At 72.4% G+C, this 21,757-nt stretch carries 22 protein-coding genes and 1 riboswitch; of the genes, 10 read left to right on the top strand and 12 right to left on the bottom strand.

The features are described 5' to 3' along the window. Positions 1 to 66 precede the first annotated feature (66 nt). Positions 67 to 1,053 carry an LLM class F420-dependent oxidoreductase gene (locus QYS60_RS08355; RefSeq protein WP_289380886.1) on the top strand — a complete coding sequence of 329 codons (987 nt, stop codon included), beginning with the start codon at positions 67 to 69 and terminating at the stop codon, positions 1,051 to 1,053. Between the two features lie 13 nt (positions 1,054 to 1,066). On the opposite strand, the gene QYS60_RS08350 is transcribed toward QYS60_RS08355, so the two are convergent. The 3 genes from QYS60_RS08350 to QYS60_RS08340 form a co-directional block, all read right to left on the bottom strand. Next, complete coding sequence (locus QYS60_RS08350; protein ID WP_289380888.1) at positions 1,067 to 1,630, bottom strand: GNAT family N-acetyltransferase; 564 nt, start codon at positions 1,628 to 1,630, stop codon at positions 1,067 to 1,069. 2 nt (positions 1,631 to 1,632) lie between these two features. Continuing rightward, positions 1,633 to 2,301, bottom strand: a complete 669-nt coding sequence (locus QYS60_RS08345) for a DUF3239 domain-containing protein (protein WP_289380891.1) — start codon at positions 2,299 to 2,301, stop codon at positions 1,633 to 1,635. 104 nt (positions 2,302 to 2,405) lie between these two features. Beyond that, the gene (locus QYS60_RS08340) at positions 2,406 to 2,690 is read right to left on the bottom strand and encodes a hypothetical protein (protein WP_235157271.1); all 285 of its coding nucleotides are present in this window, start codon (positions 2,688 to 2,690) and stop codon (positions 2,406 to 2,408) included. 358 nt (positions 2,691 to 3,048) lie between these two features. Here QYS60_RS08340 and QYS60_RS08335 point away from each other — a divergent pair, with 358 nt between their 5' ends. The 4 genes from QYS60_RS08335 (at position 3,049) to QYS60_RS08320 (ending at position 7,433) form a co-directional block, all read left to right on the top strand. Continuing rightward, complete coding sequence (locus QYS60_RS08335; protein ID WP_371382883.1) at positions 3,049 to 3,543, top strand: hypothetical protein; 495 nt, start codon at positions 3,049 to 3,051, stop codon at positions 3,541 to 3,543. A gap of 97 nt (positions 3,544 to 3,640) precedes the next feature. After that, positions 3,641 to 5,041, top strand: coding sequence for a CitMHS family transporter (locus tag QYS60_RS08330; protein ID WP_371382882.1), 1,401 nt, complete (start codon positions 3,641 to 3,643; stop codon positions 5,039 to 5,041). Between the two features lie 68 nt (positions 5,042 to 5,109). Then, positions 5,110 to 6,783, top strand: a complete 1,674-nt coding sequence (locus QYS60_RS08325) for an ATP-binding protein (protein ID WP_371382881.1) — start codon at positions 5,110 to 5,112, stop codon at positions 6,781 to 6,783. Continuing rightward, entirely contained in the window at positions 6,765 to 7,433 is a 669-nt protein-coding gene (locus QYS60_RS08320; protein ID WP_003936424.1) for a response regulator, read from the top strand. Before QYS60_RS08325 ends, QYS60_RS08320 begins: the two co-directional genes overlap by 19 nt. 5 nt (positions 7,434 to 7,438) lie before the next feature. Here the strand turns inward: QYS60_RS08320 and QYS60_RS08315 are convergent, their stop codons facing one another. Further along, positions 7,439 to 9,097: a DNA repair helicase XPB gene (locus QYS60_RS08315; protein WP_289380903.1), complete on the bottom strand. Its 1,659-nt coding sequence runs from the start codon at positions 9,095 to 9,097 to the stop codon at positions 7,439 to 7,441. 76 nt (positions 9,098 to 9,173) lie between these two features. Continuing rightward, complete coding sequence (locus QYS60_RS08310; protein ID WP_371382880.1) at positions 9,174 to 11,456, bottom strand: helicase-associated domain-containing protein; 2,283 nt, start codon at positions 11,454 to 11,456, stop codon at positions 9,174 to 9,176. 60 nt (positions 11,457 to 11,516) lie between these two features. Between QYS60_RS08310 and QYS60_RS08305 the strand changes: the two genes are divergently transcribed. Then, positions 11,517 to 11,705: a hypothetical protein gene (locus QYS60_RS08305; RefSeq protein WP_289377739.1), complete on the top strand. Its 189-nt coding sequence runs from the start codon at positions 11,517 to 11,519 to the stop codon at positions 11,703 to 11,705. Positions 11,706 to 11,769: 64 nt separating this feature from the next. On the opposite strand, the gene QYS60_RS08300 is transcribed toward QYS60_RS08305, so the two are convergent. From QYS60_RS08300 to QYS60_RS08290, 3 genes are all read right to left on the bottom strand, one after another. Next, positions 11,770 to 12,354, bottom strand: coding sequence for a resuscitation-promoting factor Rpf1 domain-containing protein (locus QYS60_RS08300; protein WP_371382879.1), 585 nt, complete (start codon positions 12,352 to 12,354; stop codon positions 11,770 to 11,772). A gap of 9 nt (positions 12,355 to 12,363) precedes the next feature. Continuing rightward, a riboswitch (cyclic di-AMP (ydaO/yuaA leader) is annotated at positions 12,364 to 12,516 on the bottom strand. 284 nt (positions 12,517 to 12,800) lie between these two features. Then, positions 12,801 to 13,193 carry a YccF domain-containing protein gene (locus tag QYS60_RS08295; RefSeq protein ID WP_054371186.1) on the bottom strand — a complete coding sequence of 131 codons (393 nt, stop codon included), beginning with the start codon at positions 13,191 to 13,193 and terminating at the stop codon, positions 12,801 to 12,803. Continuing rightward, complete coding sequence (locus QYS60_RS08290; protein ID WP_289377737.1) at positions 13,190 to 13,432, bottom strand: hypothetical protein; 243 nt, start codon at positions 13,430 to 13,432, stop codon at positions 13,190 to 13,192. Before QYS60_RS08290 ends, QYS60_RS08295 begins: the two co-directional genes overlap by 4 nt. Positions 13,433 to 13,599: 167 nt before the next feature. Here QYS60_RS08290 and QYS60_RS08285 point away from each other — a divergent pair, with 167 nt between their 5' ends. Further along, positions 13,600 to 14,010: a cold-shock protein gene (locus QYS60_RS08285; RefSeq protein WP_193788702.1), complete on the top strand. Its 411-nt coding sequence runs from the start codon at positions 13,600 to 13,602 to the stop codon at positions 14,008 to 14,010. Positions 14,011 to 14,095: 85 nt separating this feature from the next. On the opposite strand, the gene QYS60_RS08280 is transcribed toward QYS60_RS08285, so the two are convergent. From QYS60_RS08280 to QYS60_RS08270, 3 genes are all read right to left on the bottom strand, one after another. Continuing rightward, positions 14,096 to 14,563, bottom strand: a complete 468-nt coding sequence (locus QYS60_RS08280; protein WP_289377736.1) for a DUF2771 family protein — start codon at positions 14,561 to 14,563, stop codon at positions 14,096 to 14,098. Then, positions 14,560 to 16,242: an MFS transporter gene (locus tag QYS60_RS08275; RefSeq protein ID WP_371382878.1), complete on the bottom strand. Its 1,683-nt coding sequence runs from the start codon at positions 16,240 to 16,242 to the stop codon at positions 14,560 to 14,562. Before QYS60_RS08275 ends, QYS60_RS08280 begins: the two co-directional genes overlap by 4 nt. Positions 16,243 to 16,303: 61 nt before the next feature. Beyond that, on the bottom strand, positions 16,304 to 17,110 hold the full coding sequence (locus QYS60_RS08270; protein ID WP_371382877.1) for a glutaminyl-peptide cyclotransferase: 807 nt from the start codon (positions 17,108 to 17,110) through the stop codon (positions 16,304 to 16,306). Positions 17,111 to 17,159: 49 nt separating this feature from the next. Here QYS60_RS08270 and QYS60_RS08265 point away from each other — a divergent pair, with 49 nt between their 5' ends. From QYS60_RS08265 to QYS60_RS08255, 3 genes are read left to right on the top strand one after another with little or no spacing between them, the layout of a single operon-like run. Next, entirely contained in the window at positions 17,160 to 18,149 is a 990-nt protein-coding gene (locus tag QYS60_RS08265; protein ID WP_371382876.1) for a DUF3027 domain-containing protein, read from the top strand. Positions 18,150 to 18,151: 2 nt separating this feature from the next. Continuing rightward, on the top strand, positions 18,152 to 20,911 hold the full coding sequence (locus tag QYS60_RS08260) for a sacsin N-terminal ATP-binding-like domain-containing protein (RefSeq protein ID WP_371382875.1): 2,760 nt from the start codon (positions 18,152 to 18,154) through the stop codon (positions 20,909 to 20,911). Continuing rightward, the gene (locus tag QYS60_RS08255; RefSeq protein ID WP_371382874.1) at positions 20,824 to 21,459 is read left to right on the top strand and encodes a phosphatase PAP2 family protein; all 636 of its coding nucleotides are present in this window, start codon (positions 20,824 to 20,826) and stop codon (positions 21,457 to 21,459) included. Before QYS60_RS08260 ends, QYS60_RS08255 begins: the two co-directional genes overlap by 88 nt. Positions 21,460 to 21,481: 22 nt before the next feature. Here the strand turns inward: QYS60_RS08255 and QYS60_RS08250 are convergent, their stop codons facing one another. Next, positions 21,482 to 21,730: a DUF2530 domain-containing protein gene (locus QYS60_RS08250; RefSeq protein ID WP_003936411.1), complete on the bottom strand. Its 249-nt coding sequence runs from the start codon at positions 21,728 to 21,730 to the stop codon at positions 21,482 to 21,484. Between the last annotated feature and the right edge of the window lie 27 nt (positions 21,731 to 21,757).

The following is a 21,757-nucleotide window of genomic DNA, read 5'->3' as shown; positions in this document are numbered from 1 at the left end:
GCCGGCGGGCGGCGTCGCCGTCACCGGCCGGCATGCAGGCCCCGACCTCGAAGACAGGAATCCCCCATGCGATTCGGAATGTTCGTCCCCCAGGGCTGGCGGCTCGACCTCGTCGGCATCGAACCCGCCGAGCAGTGGCGGGTGATGCGTGATCTCGCCCGGCGCGCCGACAGCGGACCGTGGGAGTCGATCTGGGTGTACGACCACTTCCACACCGTGCCGCTGCCCACCGACGAGGCCACCCATGAGGCATGGACCCTGGTGTCGGCGTTCGCCGCGGTCACCGAGAAGGTGCGGATCGGGCAGATGTGCACCGCCATGGGCTACCGCAACCCCGCCTACCTGGCGAAGGTCGCCGCGACCGCGGACATCGTCTCCGGCGGCCGCATCGAGATGGGCATCGGCGGCGGATGGTACGAGCACGAATGGCGCGCCTACGGATACGGTTTCCCGTCCGCGCCGGAACGGTTGCGCCGCCTCGACGAGGGTGTGCAGATCTTCCGTCAGGCCTGGACCACCGGCACGGCCACCCTGCACGGCAGGCACTACCAGGTGGACGGTGCCGTCGTGCGGCCGCTGCCGCTGCAGGAGTGCGGCATCCCGTTGTGGATCGCCGGTGGCGGGGAGAAGGTGACGCTGAAGATCGCCGCGAAGTACGCGCAGTACACCAACTTCGACGGCACCCCGGACGGTTTCGCGCACAAGTCGGAGATCCTGCGGGGACACTGTGCCGACGTGGGCACCGATTTCGACGCCATCGTGCGTTCGGCGAACTACAACGTCGCCATCGGCCGCACCGAGGCCGAGGTGCAGGAGCGTCTCGACACGCTGCGGGCCCGGCTCGAACCGTACGTCGGGCCGGAGAAGGCCGACGGTGCGCTCGACGCCTTCCGGGGTCTGCCCGCCGTGGGAACGCCCGAGCAGATCGTCGAGAACTTCACGGCGCTCGAGAAGCAGGGCATGACGTACGCGATCCTCTACTTCCCCGAGGCCGCCTACGACACCTCGGGTATCGAGCTGTTCGAGAAGGAGGTCCTGCCCGAACTGCTCTGACCGGCCCCGCCGCTCACATCGGCCATCCGTCGGCCGGTACGCGTGGGTCGTCGGGCAACAGGCCCGCGACCCACGCGTCGTGCCGTACCCCGCGCTGCAATATTCCCCGCCGCTGTACGCCTTCGAAGCGGAAGCCGACGCGGCGGGCCACCGCCGCCGACGCGCGGTGCCCGGCCAGCGCCCGCCACTCGATGCGGTCCAGTTTCAGTTCGTCCGATCGGAAAGCGAAGTCGCACAGCAGGTTCACCGATTCCGTCGCGAGTCCGCGGCCGCGAGCGGCCGGGGCGATCCAGTACCCGATCTCCGCTGCCGATGCGTCCCGCTCGATCAGCCCGATCGTGCCCAGCAGCGGACCGTCGGCGGACGTCCGCACCGCCCATACCGGGCTGTGCGCCGCCCAGCCCGCAGGCACCACGTCGCCGACGAACCGTTGCGCGTCCGCCCGCGTGTAGGGGTCCGGGACCGTCGTCCACCTCGCGATCGACCGGTCCCGGCAGGCGGCCGTGATCGCATCGACGTCGCCCGGCCGGGGCACCGTGAGAACGACGGTGCTTCCGGTGAGGACGACGGGGCGCATGGTCAGCGCAGGTCGGCGGGCAGGTCTTTCGGGTCCAGCACGAGCCGGCGCTCCTCGCTGGCCGCGACCTCGTCCGAGCGGGACAGCTTGCCCTCGAGCACCTTCCACTCGGTCTCGTCGATCGCGGCGGCGGCCTCGCGCAGCACCGACGCGTCCCGGGTGCCCCACGCAATCGGCATCGGGCTGACCATCTGCCATACGCCGCTCGTGTTGCGGGTGGTGCGGTCCGACAGCACCGCGACGGACGGCACGCGCTCGCCGACCCGCACCCGATGTCCCGGTACGGCCGTGACGTCCCGGGCGACCAGGGCGTAGCGGTGGCCGCCGGTCTCCGGCTTGGCGATGTCGACGAGCGCGAGCAGCGTCATCCCCCGCGGCCGGAGTTCGGAGACCACGGCCGGAACCAGCGGGCTGTCCCGGTACAGGTCCTGGATCGCGCCCACCTTGCGCGGAGCCCATACCGCGACCCACGCGGCGGTGAGCCCGGCGACGACAACGACGGCCGCGACGACGAAGGACCACGCCCGGCCGATCAGGATCAGCCATACGGCGGCTGCGGCGAACAGCACCGCCAGCACGATCGCCGACACCCGCAGTCGCCGCACCTCGGCGACGGTCTGGTTCACGGCCTTGGCGTGGGGCAGGTCCACGGGAAAGTCGAAACGACGCACGAGGTCAGCTTATGCGACCGGCCTGCCGCGGTGGAGTCCTGTCGGGGCTGTCTGTGGCGTGGTGTCGAGGGGCGTGGTGTCGAGGGGCGTGGCGTCGGGGGCGCTCACCGGGTGGCGGCCCGTACCGCCGCGACCAGCCATGCGACGAGCAGGACCAGCAGGGCGACCACGAGCAGGACCGGAGCCAGCAGCGCGACGAGGACGACGAGGAGGGCCAGCAGGATCTTGGTCCTGGTGCTCAGACCGGAGATCAGACCCTTGACGGCGGCCCACACGGGGTTCTTGCCGGTCAGGGCGGCCTTCGCGCCTTTCAGGACGGCTCTTCTGCTCGCATTGCCCTCGGTGACGGAATCGATGAGCCGGTCCGTCGAGCCGGGGACATCGCGCATCACCGCGTCCAGGCGCTTCCGCACCGCTCGGGTGAGTCGGCGAACGTGGGTCTCGAGCCACTCGACGGCGGCCGCGAAGGGCCGCCGCTTGCGACGCGGAGCGTGGTCGGCGTGTCCTGTCGATCCCGGGCGTTCCGATGCCGCGACCGGCGGACGCTCGGAGGACGGGGGCCGGGAGCCGGTGGACGTATGCGGCTTCTCCCGAGTCCGCGAGCGGGCCTGCCCCTCGGCGGTCTGCGTCCGTGGACGGGTCCGGCGTGTGGCGGCGTCCTGCCTCCGGCCGCGCCGTGGGGCATCCGTACGGGTTCCGGCGGCGCGTCCAGCTCGCCGATCCGGATCCGTCCGCCGTGGCGCAGTCGTGCTCGACCGCGCGGTGCTCGATTTCGCGGTGGCCGATTTCGCGGTGTCCGTCCGCCGTGGCGCAGTCGTGCCCGACCGCGTGGTGGTCGATTTCGCGGTGCCTGTCCGTGCGGTGGCCGACTTCGCGGTGGTCGACTTCGCGGTGTCCGTCCGCCGTGGCGCAGTCGTGCTCGACCGCGCGGTGCTCGATTTCGCGGTGGTCGATTTCGCGGTGGTCGACTTCGCGGTGGTCGACCTCGCGGTCGTCGATTTCGCCGTGGCCGGTGCCGCGGTCGTCGATTTCGTGGCGGCCGTCCGTCTGCGGGGCGGTCGTTCCCTGCTGCCGGTCGTTCGGCCGGCGTCGCTGCGGGTGGTCCGTCCCTCTGCTGTGCCCCGTGCACCCATGCATACGGCTACCCCGGGAACGGCCGGGGAAACCCGCCGCGAGGGGTCGAGTCGACTCGAGCAGAATGCGCACAACGGGGCTATCGCACGCAACGGTGACCACTCGTAGTGGGCGGCCTCACACTTCGGTGTAGCAGGGATCACACCGGGCAGCGACCCGGTTCTCGAACCTCCTCCGCACCGTCCCAGACGAAAGCGAGCAGATCATGCTTGTCTTCCTCGGCTTCCTCATGGTCGCCGTCTTCATGTACCTGATCCTGTCCAAGAGGGCCACGCCCGTCGTCGGTCTCATCCTGGTCCCGGTCGCCTTCGGGCTGTTCGCCGGCGCCGGACTCGATCTCGGCGACATGATCATCGACGGCGTCACCGACCTGGCCCCGACCGCGGCGCTGCTGTTCTTCGCAATCATCTTCTTCGGGATCATGATCGACGTCGGCCTGTTCGACCCGCTGGTGCGGCTGATCTTGCGACTCGTGCGCGACGACCCGGCGCGGCTCGTCGTCGGCACGGCGGTGCTGGCGATGATCGTCTCCCTCGACGGCGACGGCTCGACCACGTTCATCATCACGACGTCGGCGATGTTGCCGCTGTACCTGAAGCTGCGGGTGAGCCCCGTGATCCTGACGGTCGTCGCGGGCCTGTCGAACGCGACGATGAACATCATCCCGTGGGGCGGGCCGACGGTCCGTGCCGCCAGCGCCCTGGGCCTGTCCCCGTCGGACGTGTTCGTGCCGATGATCCCCTCGCTGCTCGTGGGCCTCGTCGTCGTGCTCGGCTTCGCGCTGCACCTCGGCGTCATGGAACGCCGGCGTCTCGGCAAGCTGGTGTGGACCGCGGAACCGGTCCTGGCGGGTGTCGGCCGCGGCGGATCGACCGGCTCCGGTGGATCGGGAGGATCCCGAGCGACCGGGGCCGGTCCGGGCGCCGACGGCGGCGACGACGAGACCGGGAGATTCGCCGCCGCCCTCGATCCGAACCGCGCGACGCTGCGACCGAAGCTGCTGCCGTTCAACGCCCTGCTCACCGTCGCCCTGCTCGTCGTCCTCGGCCTCGACGTCCTGCCCATCCCCGTGCTGTTCATGATCGCCGCCGGTCTGGCGCTGGCGGTGAACTTCCCGCGCGTGGCCGACCAGTCCGAGGCGATCGTCCGGCACTCGTCGAGCATCGTGTCGGTGGTCGCCATGGTGTTCGCCGCGGCCGTGCTGACCGGGGTGTTCCAGGGCACCGGCATGGTGGAGTCGATGGCGCTGTGGCTGACCGGGGTGATCCCGGACGCGCTCGGACCGTTCCTCGCGGTGATCACGGGTGTGCTCAGCATTCCGTTCACGTTCTTCATGACCAACGACGCCTTCTACTTCGGGGTGCTGCCGGTGCTCGCCGAGACCGCCGCCCAGTACGGGATCGAACCGGTCGAGATGGCCCGCGCCTCGATCACCGGCCAGCCCGTACACATGCAGAGCCCGCTCGTGCCCGCGATCCTGCTGCTCGTCACCCTCGCCGGCGTGCAGCTCGCCGACCACCACCGCAAGGTGCTGTGGCGTGCGACGATCGTCTCGCTCACGATGCTGGTCGTGGGCGTCGCACTGGGTCAGATCCCGCTCGGCTGAGCCCGGCGGCGACGTACCGTCGCGGGAAACGGATCGATCGTGTCGGACCCGGAACCACCGGAGGCGTCGTGAGGCTGCGGACCCAGGTGCTGCTGTTGCAGTCCGCCGTCGTCGCGGCGGCCCTCGGGCTGGGATTCGCGGCGTTCGTCACCACCACCGAGCACCGCGTCACCGACGAGCACGGACAACGGGCCCTCGCCGTCGCCCGGACCGTGGCAGTCGATGCCACGCCCCGGGCCGAGGTGGCCCGGCTCGCCGCCGCCGACGACGGGGTCGTCGCACCCGGCAACCCGGAACTCGCCTCCGGGACCGTCCAGCAGGCCGCCGAGGCGGTCCGCGGCACCACGGGCGCGCTGTTCGTGGTGGTCACGGACGAGCAGGGGCTGCGCCTGGCCCATCCCGACCCCGACCTGCTCGGACTGCGCGTCAGCACCGACCCGGACGAGGTCCTGGCCGGCCGGGAAGTGGTACGCAGCGAGCGCGGCACCCTGGGCGACTCCGTCCGCGCCAAGGTGCCGGTCGTCGCCCCCGGCTCGGACCGGGTCGTGGGCGAGGTCAGCGTCGGCATCGCCACCGACCGCATCCGGTCGGAACTACGCGAGGACGTCGCGCAGGCGTCTGTCGTCGCAGCCGGGGCCCTGGCCTGCGGTGCCGCGGGCTCGGCGCTGCTGGCCCGGCGGTGGAAGCGGCTGACCCTCGGCCTCGAACCCGAGCAGCTGGCCGAGCTGGTCCGCGAGCAGGAGGTCGTGCTCCACGGCATCGGGGAAGGGGTGATCGGTGCCGACACCGAGGGGACGGTCACCGTCGTCAATGCAGAGGCCCGCCGGCTGCTCGACCTGCGGGGCGGGGCGGGGGACCGGCTCGAGGACGTCGGCCTGACGCCGCGCCTGCTCGACGTCGCGCGCAGCCCCCGCGACGAGCCGGTGGCGGCGGCCGTGGGTGACCGGATCGTCCTCGCCGTGGCGCGTCGTGTCCGGCGCGACGGGCGCGACCTGGGCACCGTGATGTCGGTGCGCGACCGGACCGACGTCGAGAAGCTCACCCGTGAGCTGGACGCCGTGCAGTCGCTGACCACCGCGCTGCGGGCCCAGCGCCACGAGACCGCCAATCGTCTGCATCTGCTCTACGGCCTGCTGCAGCAGGGACGCAGCGTGCAGGCCACCGAGTACCTCGAGCAGCTCCTCGGCGCCGGACCGGCGGGCCGGCCCCTCGACGGGCTCGACGCCGTCGCCGATCCGTACCTGCACGCCTTTCTCACCGCCAAGGCTGCCCACGCGCGGGAGAGCGGGGTAGCGCTCGTTCTCGGTGAGAACACCTGGGTGCGGGGCACCGTCCGATGCCCCGTGGACGTCACGACCGTGCTGGGCAATCTGCTCGACAACGCGATCGAGGCGGCTCGCGAACACGGGCACGACCCCGCCGAGGTGGAGGTCGAACTCGTCGAGGCCGGCCGCGACCTGCACGTGGCCGTCGCGGACACCGGCGCGGGGATCGCGGCCGGACGGACCGGGGAGATCTTCGGCGAGGGCGTCACCACCCACGCCGACGGTGCCGTCCCGGGTGGTCGCGGCATGGGCCTGGCCCTGGCGCGGCAGGTGGCCCGGCAGCACGGCGGCGATGTGACCCTCGCCGATCCCGGCGGGCGGCGCACCCCGGACAATCCCACGGGTGGCGCGGTGTTCGTCGCCACCCTGACCGACGTACTCGACGAAGGAGACACCGGATGGGCGGATCCGATCTGACGGTGCTCGTCGTCGACGACGACTTCCGGGTCGCGGAGCTGCACGCGAGCGTGGTCGCCGCGGTCGCCGGGTTCCGGGTGGCGGCGGTCGCCGGCACCCTCGCGGCCGCCCGCGCCGCGGTCCGCGAGACCGCGATCGATCTCGCGCTCGTGGACGTGTACCTGCCAGACGGTTCCGGCATCGGGCTGATCCGAGAACTCGACTGCGACGCATTCGTCCTCGGTGCGGCGTCCGAGGGCGCGACGGTGCGGGCCGCGCTGGCCGCCGGCGCCTCGGGCTATCTGGTCAAGCCGTTTCCCAATACCGAACTGGCCCGCCGGTTGTCGGCGTACGCGCAGTACCGGCGTCTGGTCGCCGGAGCCGAACTCACCCAGGCCGAGATCGACTCGGCGCTCGCCGCGCTGCGGCCCGCGCCGTCGGGCACCGCCGACCGGGCGCCCCGTTCGGTGACCAAAGAGCTTGTTCTGCAAGCACTCTCGTCGTCGGCGACGCCCATGTCGGCGGGGGAGGTGGCGGTGACGATCGGGGTGTCCCGCGCGACGGCTCAGCGTTATCTCGCCGCGCTCGTCACCAAGGGGCAGCTGCGGATGCAGCTGCGGTACGGCAGCACGGGACGCCCGGAACAGGAGTACCGCCTCCCGGCCGGCTGAACCAGTCAGCCGATGGTGGGCCCGAGCAGATCGTCGGCATCGGTGATCCGGTACGCATAGCCCTGCTCGGCGAGGAACCGCTGCCGGTGCGCGGCGTACTCGGCGTCGAGGGTGTCGCGCGCGACGACCGAGTAGAAGTGCGCCTGCCCGCCGTCGTGTTTGGGACGCAGCAACCGGCCGAGACGCTGCGCCTCCTCCTGCCGCGAACCGAACGTGCCGGACACCTGCACCGCCACGGAGGCCTCGGGCAGGTCGATCGAGAAGTTCGCGACCTTGGACACGACGAGCACCTTCAGATCACCGGCGCGGAAGCGGTCGAACAGCTCCTCGCGCTCCTTGTTCCGGGTCGAGCCCTTGATCACCGGGGCGTCCAGCGCCTCGCCCAGCTCGTCGAGCTGATCGAGGTACGCGCCGATGATCAGGGTGGGGGAGTCGCGGTGCCGGTCGAGGATCGACTTCACCACCGCGATCTTCGTGTGCGCGGTCGAGCACAGCTTGTACCGTTCCTCGGGCTCGGCGACCGCGTACGCCATCCGTTCCGCGTCGGTCAGGGTCACCCGCACCTCGACGCACTCCGCGGGCGCGATCCAGCCCTGCGCCTCGATGTCCTTCCACGGCGCGTCGTAGCGCTTGGGACCGATCAGGGAGAACACGTCACCCTCGCGGCCGTCCTCGCGCACGAGCGTCGCAGTGAGGCCGAGCCGGCGCCGGGACTGCAGATCGGCGGTCATCCGGAACACCGGTGCGGGCAGCAGATGCACCTCGTCGTAGATCATCAGCCCCCAGTCGCGGGAGTCGAACAGCTCGAGGTTGCGGTACTCGCCCTTCGACTTGCGGGTGATCACCTGGTAGGTGGCGATGGTGACCGGGCGGATCTCCTTCTTCTCCCCGGAGTACTCGCCGATCTCCTCCTCGGTGAGCGACGTGCGCGCGATCAGTTCGCGCTTCCACTGCCGTCCCGCCACGGTGTTGGTCACCAGGATCAAGGTGGTGGCACCGGCCTTGGCCATCGCGGCCGCACCCACCATCGTCTTGCCCGCGCCGCAGGGCAGCACGACCACACCGGAGCCGCCGGCCCAGAACGAGTCCGCGGCCATCTCCTGGTAGTCCCGCAGATGCCAGGGGTGGGACTCGAAGTCGAGGCTGATCGCGTGCGCCTCCCCGTCGACGTAGCCGGCGAGGTCCTCGGCGGGCCAGCCGACCTTGAGCAGCATCTGCTTGAGCCGGCCGCGCTCGCTCGGATGCACGATCACGGTGTCGTCGTCGATGCGGGCGCCGAGCATCGGGGCGATCTTCTTGTTGCGCATCACCTCCTCGAGCACTGCCCGGTCGAGACTGACCAGGGTCAGACCGTGCGCGGGATTCTTCACCAGCTGCAGCCGTCCGTAGCGGGCCATGGTGTCGACGATGTCGACGAGCAGCGGCTGCGGGACGGCGAAGCGGGAGTGCGTGACGAGCGCGTCGACGACCTGCTCGGCGTCGTGCCCCGCCGCCCGGGCGTTCCACAACGCCAGGGGGGTGACGCGGTAGGTGTGCACGTGCTCGGGGGCGCGTTCGAGTTCGGCGAACGGAGCGATCGCCTGTCGGGCCTCGTTGGCGAGCGCATGGTCGACCTCGAGGAGCAGGGTCTTGTCGGACTGGACGATCAACGGTCCGTCGGGCACGGACGCCTCCTAGCACGGGAACAGAGAACAACCTCTCCATTCTCCAGGCGGGACCGCCGGGCCGCCACCGCCGCCGTCAGTCGACGAGGGCGACCGTGGTGATGCGGTGCAGCACGAAACTGCGGACCGTGCCCGCGGCCGGGTCGAACGCCTCGAGCTGTCCGCCGCCGACGGCGACCGGATCGACGATGCGATGAGTGGCGACACCCTGCGCGTCGACGTAGCCGATCCGGACGCTGCGCTTGTCGCGCGCGGCGAGCTGCAGCAGCGCCATCGTCGCGGCACCGCCGGTGCGGGAGCCGTCACCACGGACCGTGGTCCCACGCGGGGCGGCCGCGGCCCGGTCCCCGGCGCGCAGCGTGCGGATCAGGTTGTCGAGCTGCTCCCCGGTCGGCGGGGTCGGGCCGGCGTAACGGGGCCGTGCCCGCGGCACCGACACCCGTGCGCCTCGCGGCCGCAGATCGAGCACCGCACCGGTTGCGTCCTCGCCCGCCGGCGCAAATCCCGCACCGCGCAGCTCGGCGAGCACCTCCGCCAGCGGCGCCTGCGAGATCGCGACCGTCGGCGCGACGGCACGCAGGGCGAGGTGGACGGCGACGGGGTGCCGGAGTACCTCGGCCAGCAGCGCGGGGTCGTCGGAGCGGACGAACGAGGCGGCGACCCCGGCGCGGAGCCGGCCGTGACGGCGGGCGACGTCGTCGATCAGGTAGGTCAGCGCCTGGGGGACCGGCGTTCGCGAATGCGTGGCGAACAGGGCGTGCAGGTCGGCGGCGCCGGTGCCGGCATCCAGGGCGCGGCGCACACCGGCCTCGGTCACCCGGTACACGGTCGCGGCGCCCGCCGACTCGACGTCGGCGACCAGAGCGATGCGGTCCGCGAGTTCGGGTACCAGCGGACCGGGCGCGACCACCGTCAGGTCGGCCTGGACGAGCACGTAGTCGACCGGCTCGGGCAGGACCGCGGCCATCTCGGCGTCGGGGTCGCCGCCGTGCAGCAGCGCCTTACCGGGGGAGGCGAGAGCACCGTGCGCGACGACGGCCAATGCCGTCGCTTCGCGCAGCGTCTCGGCCACCGTGTCACCGCCGAGCCGGGCCGCCCACCGCGGCCGCCGCCAGGCCAGCACGGCTCGCGCCACCTCCGCGTCGGGCGCCGACCCGGGTACCTCGGCGAGCAGCTCGAGCAGCAGACGTCGCTCTCGGGGTGCGGCGGTGGACCGGACCTCGTCGGAGAGTGCGGCGATCGGCTTGTCCGTCGCATCGCGGCGCCCGACGAGCCACATGCGGCGCGGCGCGTCGAGCCACGCGCCGGCGAGCACGGCCCAGCGCTGCGCGGGGGGTGCGTTCGACCAGCCGTCGGCGGCGGTGGTCGGCGCCCAGTAGTCGTCGATGTCCGTGGTCGGCGCGGGCTGCGGCATGCCCCGCGCGATCAGGCCGGCGGCGGCGAGCAGCTCGACGAGCAGTGCGGCGAGATGCTCGTCGACGTCGACGGTCTTGGCGAGGCGACGCAGCTCCCGGACCCCGAGACCCCCGGCCTTGAGCGCGGGAGCGGGAAGGGCACCGAGCGCGTCGATCAGATTCTCGCAGTGCCGCAGCAGTTCGAGGGCGGCTCCGGCCGCGGTGGCATTGACGTCGGCGACGACGTGCGTCGCGGGCAGCGGCCGGGGCGGGGTGAGGGCTGCGGGGTCGAAAGGCGCCTCCTCCCGCAGCGCCTGACCGACGCGGTGCGGCAGTTCGACGGTCTCGTCGTCGAGCCGGATCAGCAGGCCGGCCGCGATCAGGCGCTGCACGGGCCGGTCGGCGGGGGTGCCCGGCGCGGCGTCGCGGGTCCGGCCCACGGGGGAGGTGCGCGCCAGCGTGTCGAGCAGGCTGCGCCGGGCCGGGTCGAGATCGGCGAGGACGGCGCCGAGTTCGTCGGGCAGCCCGTCGGGGTCGGGACCGCGGCCGAGGCGCCACGGCACGGTCGCCGCGGCGGCCTCGACGACCCGCAGCCCGTCGGCCGGGCCCCACACGAGGGAGAGCCGCCGCAGTGCCTCGAGGGACCGGTCGATGTTCTTGGCCGTGACCCGACCGGAGAGGGAGTCGAGCAGAGCGCGTCGCGTGACGGGCTCCCGGTCGGCACCCAGCCGGGTCAGGGCCTCGACCACCCCGAAGTCGAGGACGGAGAGCTCGTCGGCGGCGCGGAACACCGACGCGCGCTGCTGTGCGCGGCCGGCCAGGACGCTCATCGTGGCAGGTGGCGGGACCACCAGGTCGGGGCGGGCGCGCAGCAGCTCGCCGAGGTCGGCATCGCGGCGGTCGGCAAGCCAGTGGGCGAGTGACTCCGGGCCGGTCTCCGGCGCGGCGGGGTCGGTGGCGGTCATCGACACCAAGATTAGAGACCTGAAGTGGCTGTCCGTGAACCTGCCTGCCAAAATGAGCGCATGGCTGACAATTCGAAGAAGCAGTACGTCGATCCGGGGTGGCCCAAGGTGGCGGACGGGGACCACGCCGTCACCGAGTTGTCCTCGACTCGTTCCGGCCCGCTGTCCCCGTACGGTGAGGAGACGGAGTTCCCGCTGCCCGTCGACTCCCTGCCGTACACCCATCCCCGCACCGTCATCAACCGCTGATCCGGATTGCGAAAGAGCCCCGCACCTGCAGGTGCGGGGCTCTTTCGTGCGGCTGTGCCGGGTGTCAGTTCGGCAGGGCGGCGTTGACGGCGTCGACGAGGTTCTGGTCGACGGCGATGCCGGCCTGGCGCAGGGCCTCGAGACCCTGTTCGAAACCGGCCCGCAGGCCCTGGGCCTCGGCGGGCAGGGCAGGCACCTGGGGCACCTCGGGGGCGGTCTCGACGACCGGGGCGTTCTGGACGGTGCCGGCGCTCGTGGACGGGGCGCTGCGCTCCGTCGGCGCACTGCTCAGGCCGAGGCTCGAGGAGCAGGACGGCCATGCGCCCCAGCCCTGGCCGGCCAGCACGCGCTCGGCGACGACGATCTGCTCTTCACGGCTGGCCTGGTTGGCGGTCGCGGCGTACTCGCCGCCGCCGTAGGCGTTCCACGTGCTGGGGGAGAACTGCAGGCCACCCTGGTAGCCGTTGCCGGTGTTGATGGCCCAGTTGCCGCCGGACTCGCACTGCGCGAGGCGATCCCAGTCGGAGTCGGGAGCGGCGTTGGCGGTGCCGCTGAAGGCGACCCCCGTGACGCCGAGAACAGCGCTGGTCAGCGCGAACTTGGCGACGGTGCGGCCGGTGGTGGTGGGTTTGCGATGGCGTCCGCTCATGTCGGTTCCGGTTCCTCTCCGTACGCGCCTGCGAGGTCAGCTGTCGGGTTCGGGCTGAAGAGGTAGCCCGGCCTCCTCGCCGGTGGGCGATTCGGCTTCACCCCGAGGACCGTCGACGTGGCGACGATCCGGGTGCCTCCTGGGAATCGGTGTTCCCTGGGAGACCGTGTGGGTCCCCCGCTTCCTGCTCCCGTGGATCGTTCGTCGGGACACCGGGAACCCGCGGAGCAGGATTTGGCGCGACGGGCCCGGGGTGGCCGAACCAACCGGCCGGAGACGACGGTAACGGCTCGGGACGGTGATTGTCACCAATTGATAACGCCGAGCGTCGCGCACACGGTGCAGACGTGGCCGGTGTGACGCAGTGAAGTCGCAGGTAGGGCCGAAAGTCCATCGCCGCGCCCGGCCTGCGACCTCCCCGTTATTCTCGCGTTATGTGAGGAACGTCACACGTAACCCGGGCGGTTGTCCACCGGGACGATGTCCTTCCCGAGCGGCAGCAACGAGATCGGCACCATCTTCAGATTCGCGAGTGCCAGCGGGATGCCGATGATCGTGATCGCCATCGCGATCGCCGTCACGACGTGCCCCAGGGCGAGCCAGATGCCGGCGACGACCACCCAGATCACATTGCCGATCAGCGAACCCGCCCCCGCCGTGGGCTTGTCCACCACCGTCTTGCCGAACGGCCACAGCGCGTACACGCCGATGCGGAACGCCGCGATGCCGAACGGGATGGTGATGATCAGCACGAAGCAGATCAGGCCCGCCAGGAAGTACCCCAGCGCCAGCCAGAGACCGCCGAAGACCAGCCAGATGATGTTGAGCAGAATCCTCACGTGCGGTCCCTTCCGCGGGCGCGCCGGCCGGAGCGCAGCGCGAAGGTCAAGGCCAGCACGAAACCGAGCGGCCAGGCGAGAGTCAGCAGATACAGGACCAGGCCCGGCCGGCCGTCGGTGACGACGGGGGTCAGGAAGATCGCCACGACGGCGACGACCCCGACCACGAAGCAGGCCAGCGCGGCCTTGAGCAGGCCGTTGCCCGGTACGGAAGAACTGGAGGTACCCACGCATTCCACCGTAGTGCTTCCGCGGCCCGGCGCGCCTTCGCCGGACTTTCGGAAGCGGACTCCGCCACGGGTACACTGACGCATGTCTGCGCGTCCCGCACTCGAAGCGGGGCGCGTTGTTTTGCATATCCACTCGTGCCCTGCGGGGCACGGCTGTCGAGGAGCGGGTGAACGCAGTGCCTACCGGCAAGGTGAAGTGGTACGACGTGGAGAAGGGCTTCGGCTTCCTGTCCCAGGAGGAGGGCGAGGACGTCTACGTACGCGCGTCCGCGCTCCCGGCCGGGGTCGAGGGCCTCAAGCCGGGGCAGCGGGTCGAGTTCGGCATGGCCGCGGGCCGCCGCGGGCCGCAGGCCCTCAGTCTGAAACTGCTCGAGCCGTTGCCGTCGGTCCGTCAGGGTGGCCGGCGCGAGGCGGCCCCCCAGAAGCGGCACACCCCCGACGAACTGCACGGCATGGTCGAGGACATGATCAAGCTCCTCGAGGCCACCGTGCAGCCGGAGCTGCGCAGGGGCCGTCATCCCGAGCGCAAGACCGCCCAGCGGATCTCCGAGGTCATGCGCGCCGTCGCGCGCGAACTCGACGCCTGACGCCTGAACGAGAGGGGCCTTCCGGTGCTGCACCGGAAGGCCCCTCTCGCGTGCGCTGTGGCTCGGAACGCGTGCGCGTTGTGGCTCAGAACGTCTGGATGGCCCAGACCGGCGCCTGCTCCCCGGTCGCGGGCAGCTGCAGCACCACGTTCAGCAACTGCGCTCCGGGATCGGACGGCACCGTCACGGCACGGGCCTGACCGGGCGTGTAGTCACGGAACCCCTCGAAGATCTCACCGGTGCGCAGATCACCGTAGGTGACGTTGAGCCGCCAGTCGGACTCCGCGATCTCCGACGGCAGCGACAACTGCAGCGGCATGCCGGCCGGGACCTCGAGCATCACCGCCTCCAGGCCGGCGCACGTGCCGTCGGCGCTGCACAGGCCGGGATCGACCGTGACCGTACGGCCCTGCGCATACGCCGTCACCGTGGGCAGGCTCGGCGGTGCCGACCGGACGAGGGAGACCACGACCGCGGTGAGCCCGCCGATCGCGATCAGCGCCACGACCACCAGGATCGCGATCGTCTTCTTCGTCCGGGGCTGCAGTCTCATCGGGTTCCGTTTCTCGTCGTACGTCCGCCTGGCCGCGGGATGCGACCGGTGGTCTCCTGGGTGGCGTGTTCCGGGCGTTTGCCTCCGAAGCCCGGAACGACGGTGCCTCCACGGTAGGTGAGGATCGTCTGCGTCAGCCCGAGGGCCAGCACGACCGTGATCACGGTGAACCCGAGCCAGTACTCGGTGGGCAGCAGCACCCCCAGCGCCCCACCGAACACCCAGCTCAGTTGCAGCACCGTCTCCGAACGACCGAACCCGGACGCGATGGACTCCTCCGGGAGGTCCTGCTGCAGGGACGCATCCAGCGACACCTTCGCCAGGGCGCTCGCGCAGGCCCCCACCAGCGCCACCAGCGCCGCGGTGAACAGGCTGCCCGTCGCGGCGGCCAGCGCCGCGACCACCGTCACGGCCGCGGTGCAGCGCACCACGATCAAGGCCGGCCGGCCCAGGGTGAGTCGCGCGCCGGTCGCGTTGCCGGTGAAGTTGCCGACGGCGGCGGCGGCGCCGACCAGGCCCAGCATCGCGGCCTGGACCAAGGGCTCGTGCTCGGTCCTCGACTTGGCGACGAAGGCGATGAACAAGGTCAGGAAACCGGTGAGCACCCGGATCGTGCCGTTACCCCACAGTCCGGTGAGCACGGCCCGTCCCAGCGGCTGGCGACGGCCCTTCCCGCCGCCGGTGGCGCGCCCGGGTGCAGCGACCACTTCGGTGCGGGCCTCGGCACCGTGATACGACAGCGTGGCCGGCACCTCACCCTCGGTGACCTCCACCCACGAGGGGATCCGCATGCTCAGGTACGCGCCGAACGCGGTGATGGCGGCACACAGCCACAGGGCCCCGGACGAGCCGAGCAACCAGGCCGCGGCGGCGGCGACCGCCCCGGCGCCCATCGTGCCGCCCACCAGGCCGAAGACCGTCAGCCGCGAGTTCACCCGGACGAGATCGATCTCGGGTGGCAGCACCCGCGGTGTCACCGCCGACTTGAGCACGGCGAACGATTTGGACAGCACCATCATCGCGAGGGCGGCGGGGTACAGACCCCAGCTGTCGAAGTTGAACACCAGCACCACCGCGAGCACGGTGCGGGCTGCGAACGAGGTGGCCAGCGCCAGCCGACGGCCGTGCTGCAACCGGTCGAGCAGCGGGCCGATCAGCGGGGCGATCACCGCGAAGGGGGCGATCGTGATGAGCAGATACAGGGCGACCTTGGTCTTGTCCTCACCCGTCGCCGCGGAGAAGAACAGGGTGTTCGCCAGGGCCACGGCGACCGCGGCGTCGCTGGCGAAGTTCGCCATCGTCGCGTAGGTCAGGGCCGTCAGGCCCGAGCGGTCCGCGCCGTCCGCCGTGGCGGCCCGGCGGAACGTCGCGATGCCCTTGCTCGTCAGCTCCCGGCTGCGTAGCGCCGCGACGCGCGTGACCGTGAGCTTGCGCGGCATCCGCGGGGCCCGTGGGGCGTCGGCCCGCTCGCCGCGGGACGTGTCGTCGCCCCGGTGCCGGCGAGCGTCCTCGACCGGGTGCAGCGGTGGCAGGGGAGTGCGCCGCGCGGATGTGCGCCGTGGCGGCGGATAGTTGCCGTTGCCGGGGTGCGGGGCCCGGGCCGACGGGCGGGGGCGACCGCCGACGTCGGCACGACGGTCCGCGTCGTCGTGCGCGCGTTCCTCGTCCGAATCGGTCACGGCACAATTCTGTCGCACCGGGCGGATCGGCGTTCGTCGACGTACCCCACCGGTGCCGCGGTCACGGCACGAACCGCACCTCGAACATCGACGGCCAGTACTTGCCGGTGACGAGGAAGCGATCGGTACCGGGCAGGTGGGCGATTCCGTTGAGCACGTCGATGCGCTCGCGCCGGCCTTCGGTCAGGTGTTCGCGCAGCGCCCCGGCGTCCACCACAGCGGTCACCCGGCCCTCGTCCGGGTCGATGCGCAGGATCTCGTCGGTCTTCCACACGTTCGCGTACACCGCACCGTCGTCGGTGCACTCGAGTTCGTTGAGCCGGGTGGCGGCGCGGCCCTCACGCAGTACCGTGACCCGGCCCGTCTCGGCGAAGGTCCCGGGGTGCCGGAACGTCAGTTCCGCCGTGCCGTCGCTCATCACCAGCCGGTCGTTCTGTGCGCACAGTCCCCAGCCCTCCCCGTCGTAGCCGGCGCGGCCGCGTTCGGCCAGGGTGTCCCGGTCCCGAGCGATCGCGACCCCGTCCTGCCACGTCAGCTGCCACACGGTGGCGCCGGCGGCCGTGATGCCTTCGCCGAACATGTCGTCCGGCACGGGGACCCGGACCCGTTCGGCGCCGGTGGCCAGCGACCGCGCCGCGATCCACGATCGGCCGGACAGGCCGGTGCCCTCGAGCAGTTCGTCGCCGGACACCTCGAGGCCCTGAGTGAACGCGGCAGGATCGTGCGGGTACACGGCCACGACTTCGGTGCGCAGCCGCTCGACCGGCGGCCCGGGATCCGCCGGGGCGGAGCCGCACGCGGCGGCCGCCACACCGGCCACGACCGCGGCCGCGACCGCGGCTGCGACGGAGAGCGGACGTCGGCGCATGCCCACATGATGGCAGCCGAGGCTCGCGGCGACGGTTCCGTGCGGCAGAATGGGCTCCGTGAGTGGTGTGCCTTCCTCAGTTGCTTCCGGCTCCGCGTCCGCCTCTACCGAACAGCTCGTCCAGCCTCGGCTGGCCGACGCCGTCGACATCGCGCGGGCCGCGCTGCTGGACGCCGGTGAGACCGGCGTCGGCGCGTACCTGGGCGTCGCCGCCGAGGACGACTGCGCCGCCACCCACCGGTTCGCCGCGGACCTGCCCGGGTACCGAGGCTGGCAGTGGGCGGTCGTCGTCGCCGCCGCGCCCGGCTCGGATCGGGTGACGGTGAGCGAACTGGCGTTGCTGCCCGGACCGGACGCCCTCGTCGCGCCCCGGTGGGTGCCGTGGAACGAGCGGATCCGGCCCGGTGACCTCGGCCCCGGCGATCTGCTCGCCCCGCCGGCCGGGGATCCGCGCCTCGTGCCGGGCTATGTCGCCACCGGCGATCCCGAGATCGACGAGACGGCCGGCGAGATCGGCCTCGGCCGCAAACAGGTCATGAGCCTCGAGGGACGTCTCGAGGCGGCCCAGCGCTGGCACGACGGCGACTACGGTCCGGAGTCGGAGATGGCCAAGGCGGCGCCCTCGACGTGCCGGCTGTGCGGGTTCTACCTTCCCCTCGCGGGTTCCCTGCGCGCGGCGTTCGGGGTGTGCGGCAACGAGTTCGCCGCCGACGGCCACGTGGTGCATTCGGGGTACGGGTGTGGAGCCCATTCGGACACCACCCTGCCGACCGGCGCCGGATCCCCGGTCCACGAGCCCTACGACGACTCCGCTGTCGAGGTCGTTGCCCTGCCGTCCGCCGGCGAAGGTGCGCCGGCACAGGCCCGGTCCGGCGCGGACGATCGTGACGGCGCCTCCGTGGTGGTCGGCAGCGAGGCCGCGGCGGAGAACGGGACCGCCGGCACCGGGACCGCGGAGACCACCGGGACCGCGGAGACCACCGGGACCGCGGAGTCCACCGAGACCGCCGCGGTCGAGCCGCCGGAACAGACCGACTGACGATGCCGCGCCCCGACCCCTTCGGGACAGCGGCGCTGCGCGAGGGCATCCTGCTGGCCTGGGCGTCGTCCCCGACCCGGCTGCGGGAGGACGCCGCCACCGAGGCCGACCTCGTCCGGGCCGGCTACCGGAACCGGGTGCTGACCGAACTCGCGCAGAATGCGGCCGACGCCGCTGCGCGCGCGGGCGTGCCGGGGGCGCTGTGCCTGTGGCGGGACGGCGACGACCTGCACGTCGCGAACACCGGCGCGGTGCTCGACGAGACCGGCGTGCAGGCGTTGACGGCACTGCGCGCGTCGAGCAAGACGAGCGGGGTCGGCCGGTTCGGGGTCGGGTTCACCGCCGTCGCCGCGGTCAGCGCGGACATCGAGATCCGTTCGCGTTCCGGCTCGATCCACTTCTCCGCCGAACGCACCCGGGACGCGCTCGCCGACCGCGACCTACCCGTCCCGGAGTCCGGCGTTCCGGTGCTGCGCCTCGCCTGGCCGGTGCCCACGCCGCCCGCACCGGGCTGGGACACCGAGGTGGTGCTGCGGCTGCGTGCCGGCATCGACGCCGACGCGCTGCTCGGCGGGTTCGCCACGGAGGCCGTCGACCTGCTCCTCGAGCTGCCCGCCCTGACCACCGTCACGGTCGGCGATCGCGCGCTCACCCGCACCTGCACCGACACCGAGTCCGGACTGCGCGTCGTTGCCGTGGGGGAGCGGACCTGGTGGGAGTACGCGGGCCCGCACGCCCGCTGGCTCGTTCCGGTCGTGGACGGGGTGCCGGTACCGGTGTCACAGGACGTGCTGCGTGCTCCCACCCGCTCGGACGAGGAACTCTCGCTGCCCGCGCTGGTGATCGCCGACGTGCCCATGCAACCCGACCGGCGCCGCCTGCTCCCCGGCGCCCCCGTGGCCGGGCTCGCCCGCGGTTACGCCGACTTCGTCGCGGCCCTGCCCCCGCGGCAACGGCCGTCGATGGTTCCGGTTCCCGGTTTCGCACGCAGCGAGGTCGACGCGCTGCTGCGGGAGGCCGTGCTGCAGGAGCTGCGCGCGCATCCGTGGCTGCCCCCGGCCGACGGTGGCGACGATCTGCTCCCGGACCGCGCCGCCGCGCTGACCGGTCTGACCGACGAGCTCGCCGGTGTCCTCGCCGACGTCGTGCCCGGCCTGATCCGGCCCGATCTGTGCGGACCGCGGCACGCGGCGGCGCTCGGTGCCGTCGACGTGCACCGGCTCGGGCCGGCGCGGATCGCCGAGCTGCTCGCCGGTGTCGAGCGTGAGCCCGCGTGGTGGCACCGGCTGTACGAGGCGCTCACCCCGTTGGTCGTCGACGCGGTGGTCGCCGAGGAACTCGCCGCGATCCCGGTCCCGCTGTCGGACGGGCGCACCGTGACCGGGCCGAGGACCGTCGTGCTGGGCACGGACGTCGGGCCGCTGCGGCTGCCGTGGATGCGTCTCGTGCATCCCGACGCCGCGCACCCGCTGCTCACCCGGCTCGGCGCCGGCACGGTCACGGCGGCGGATCTGCTCGCGGATCCGGCGCTGCTCGCGGCGGTCGAGGACGTCGACGCCGCAGACTCCGAGGCGACGGCCGAACTGGCGGACGTAGTGCTCCGGTTGGCCGCGCAGGTACCGGCCGGGGCGGTGCCCCGGGAACTCGGAGCGCTGCTGCTGCCCGACGTCGACGGTGAACTCGTGCCCGCGGACGAACTGTTGCTGCCGGAGGCGCCCCTCGCCGAGGTGCTGGTGGCGGACGCGCCGTTCGCCACCCTCGATCCGCAGGTGGCCGAACGGTACGACGTGGACGCGCTGCGGGCGGTCGGCGTGGGATGGGGTTTCACCGTGCTGCGCGCCGAACTGCCCACCGGTCCCGATCACGACCTGCCCGACGAGGAACAGTGGTGGGAAACCCTCGACGGGGACCCCGAACTGCTCGTGGCCGTGCGCGATCTCGACCTGGTCGACGATGCGTGCTGGGACCGGGCCCTGTCGCTCCTCGTCGCCGATCCCGGCACTGCCGCGGCCCTCGACGACCGTCGCGGCTACACCGCCTGGTGGCTGCGTACCTTCGCGACGCTGGACGGCCGGACCCTCGGGCATCTGCGTGCCCCCGACGACGACGCGTTCGCCGGGCTGCTCGACCCCTGCCCGCACCCGGAGGCGGACCGTCTGCGGTCGTGTCTGGCCGCGACGGACGTCGAGAGCACCGAGACCGCCGCGCTGCTCCTCGACCTCCTCGCCGATCCCGGCCGCACCCCCGCCCCGGCCGTCACCGTCCACGCCCACGCCGCCCTGACCGCGGCGAGCGCCACCGGAGTACTCGACCTCGACGACCTGCACCTGCCCGACGCCGTCCGCAGCCTCGCCGGGACGACCGTCGATGCCGCGCACGCACTGGTCCTGGACCGGCCGTGGCTTGCCGCCGTGATTCCCGCCGACCGGCTCGTGCTCGGCACCCTGCCCACTGCGCCGGTCCTCGCCAACCTCCTCGACGTGCCCCTCGCGTCGGCCGAGGTGTCCGGCCACGTCACGGGCCCGGGGCGCGCGACCGAATGGCGGAACGAGCCGGCCGCGGTGCTCGCGGCGGCCGCCGCGGGGCGGACGCTGCCGCGCGGACCGCTCGTCGTGCACGAGCGGCTGACCGTGCGCTGCTCGGGCGCGGTCACCGGCGAGCACGAGGTCGCGTGGTGGGTGGACGGCAGCGGCACGACGCACTGCACCGCGCCGGGACTGGCCGCCGCCGTCGCGGCGCTCTCGCCGGTGGAGCCGCGATGAGTATCGACACGACGACCCTCGAGGGTGTGGTGGAGCTGCGCGAGCCCACGCTGACCGCCCTCCTCACCGCCGTCACCCACTCGGGAGGCATGACCGCGATCGCCGTCGTCACGGCGGCGCTGACGGTGCTGATGCTGCGTGCAGGCCGCCGCGACGATGCGCTGCTGCTGTCCGCGACGATCCTGACGGGCTGGCCGTTGATGAGCCTGCTCAAGCTGCAGTTCGGCCGCGAACGCCCCCCGCAGCCCGAACGACTGATAGACCTGACCACCCACTCGTTCCCGTCCGGGCACGCCATGATGACCGCGATGCTGGCGACGGTGCTCGCCGCCGTGATCGCCCGCCGGTCGCCGCCCCGCAGCCACCGAGCGCTCGTGGCGTACTGCGCTCTCGGCGCCTACACGCTCGCGGTCGGGCTCTCGCGGGTCTACCTCGCGGCGCACTGGCTGACCGACGTCGTCGCCGGGTGGGTGCTGGGGTCGCTGTGGGCGTTGCTGTGGGTGGGGTTGATCACGCGGGTGCGGGCCCGGCTGTCGCCCCGGCCGTGACACCGGGCGGCACGGCCCCTCGTCAGTCGAGTCCGACCTGCGCGCCGCGTCGGCCCAGCCGCGCGGCCCGGCGCTGCACGAGGAACACGGTGAAACCCAAGAGTCCCACGACGATTCCCGCTACGCACACGGGCAGGGCGGCCGACCACCGGTCGCCCGCGACGAGCACGACGATCGTCGCGACCGTCCACAGCGCCGTGCCGATCGCCAGTGCGGGACGGGGGTCGGCGAGGCGCCGGGTCCGCTCGGCGACCGTGTGTGCATCGTTCACGATTTCAGGCTAGTCCAGCCCGATTGC

The organism is Rhodococcus sp. GXMU-t2271, assembly GCF_041414735.1.
Taxonomy (GTDB): Bacteria; Actinomycetota; Actinomycetes; order Mycobacteriales; family Mycobacteriaceae; genus Rhodococcus; species Rhodococcus indonesiensis.
The sequence above is the reverse complement of the archived record's forward strand: the minus strand, read 5'-3'. Positions and strand labels throughout refer to the sequence as shown.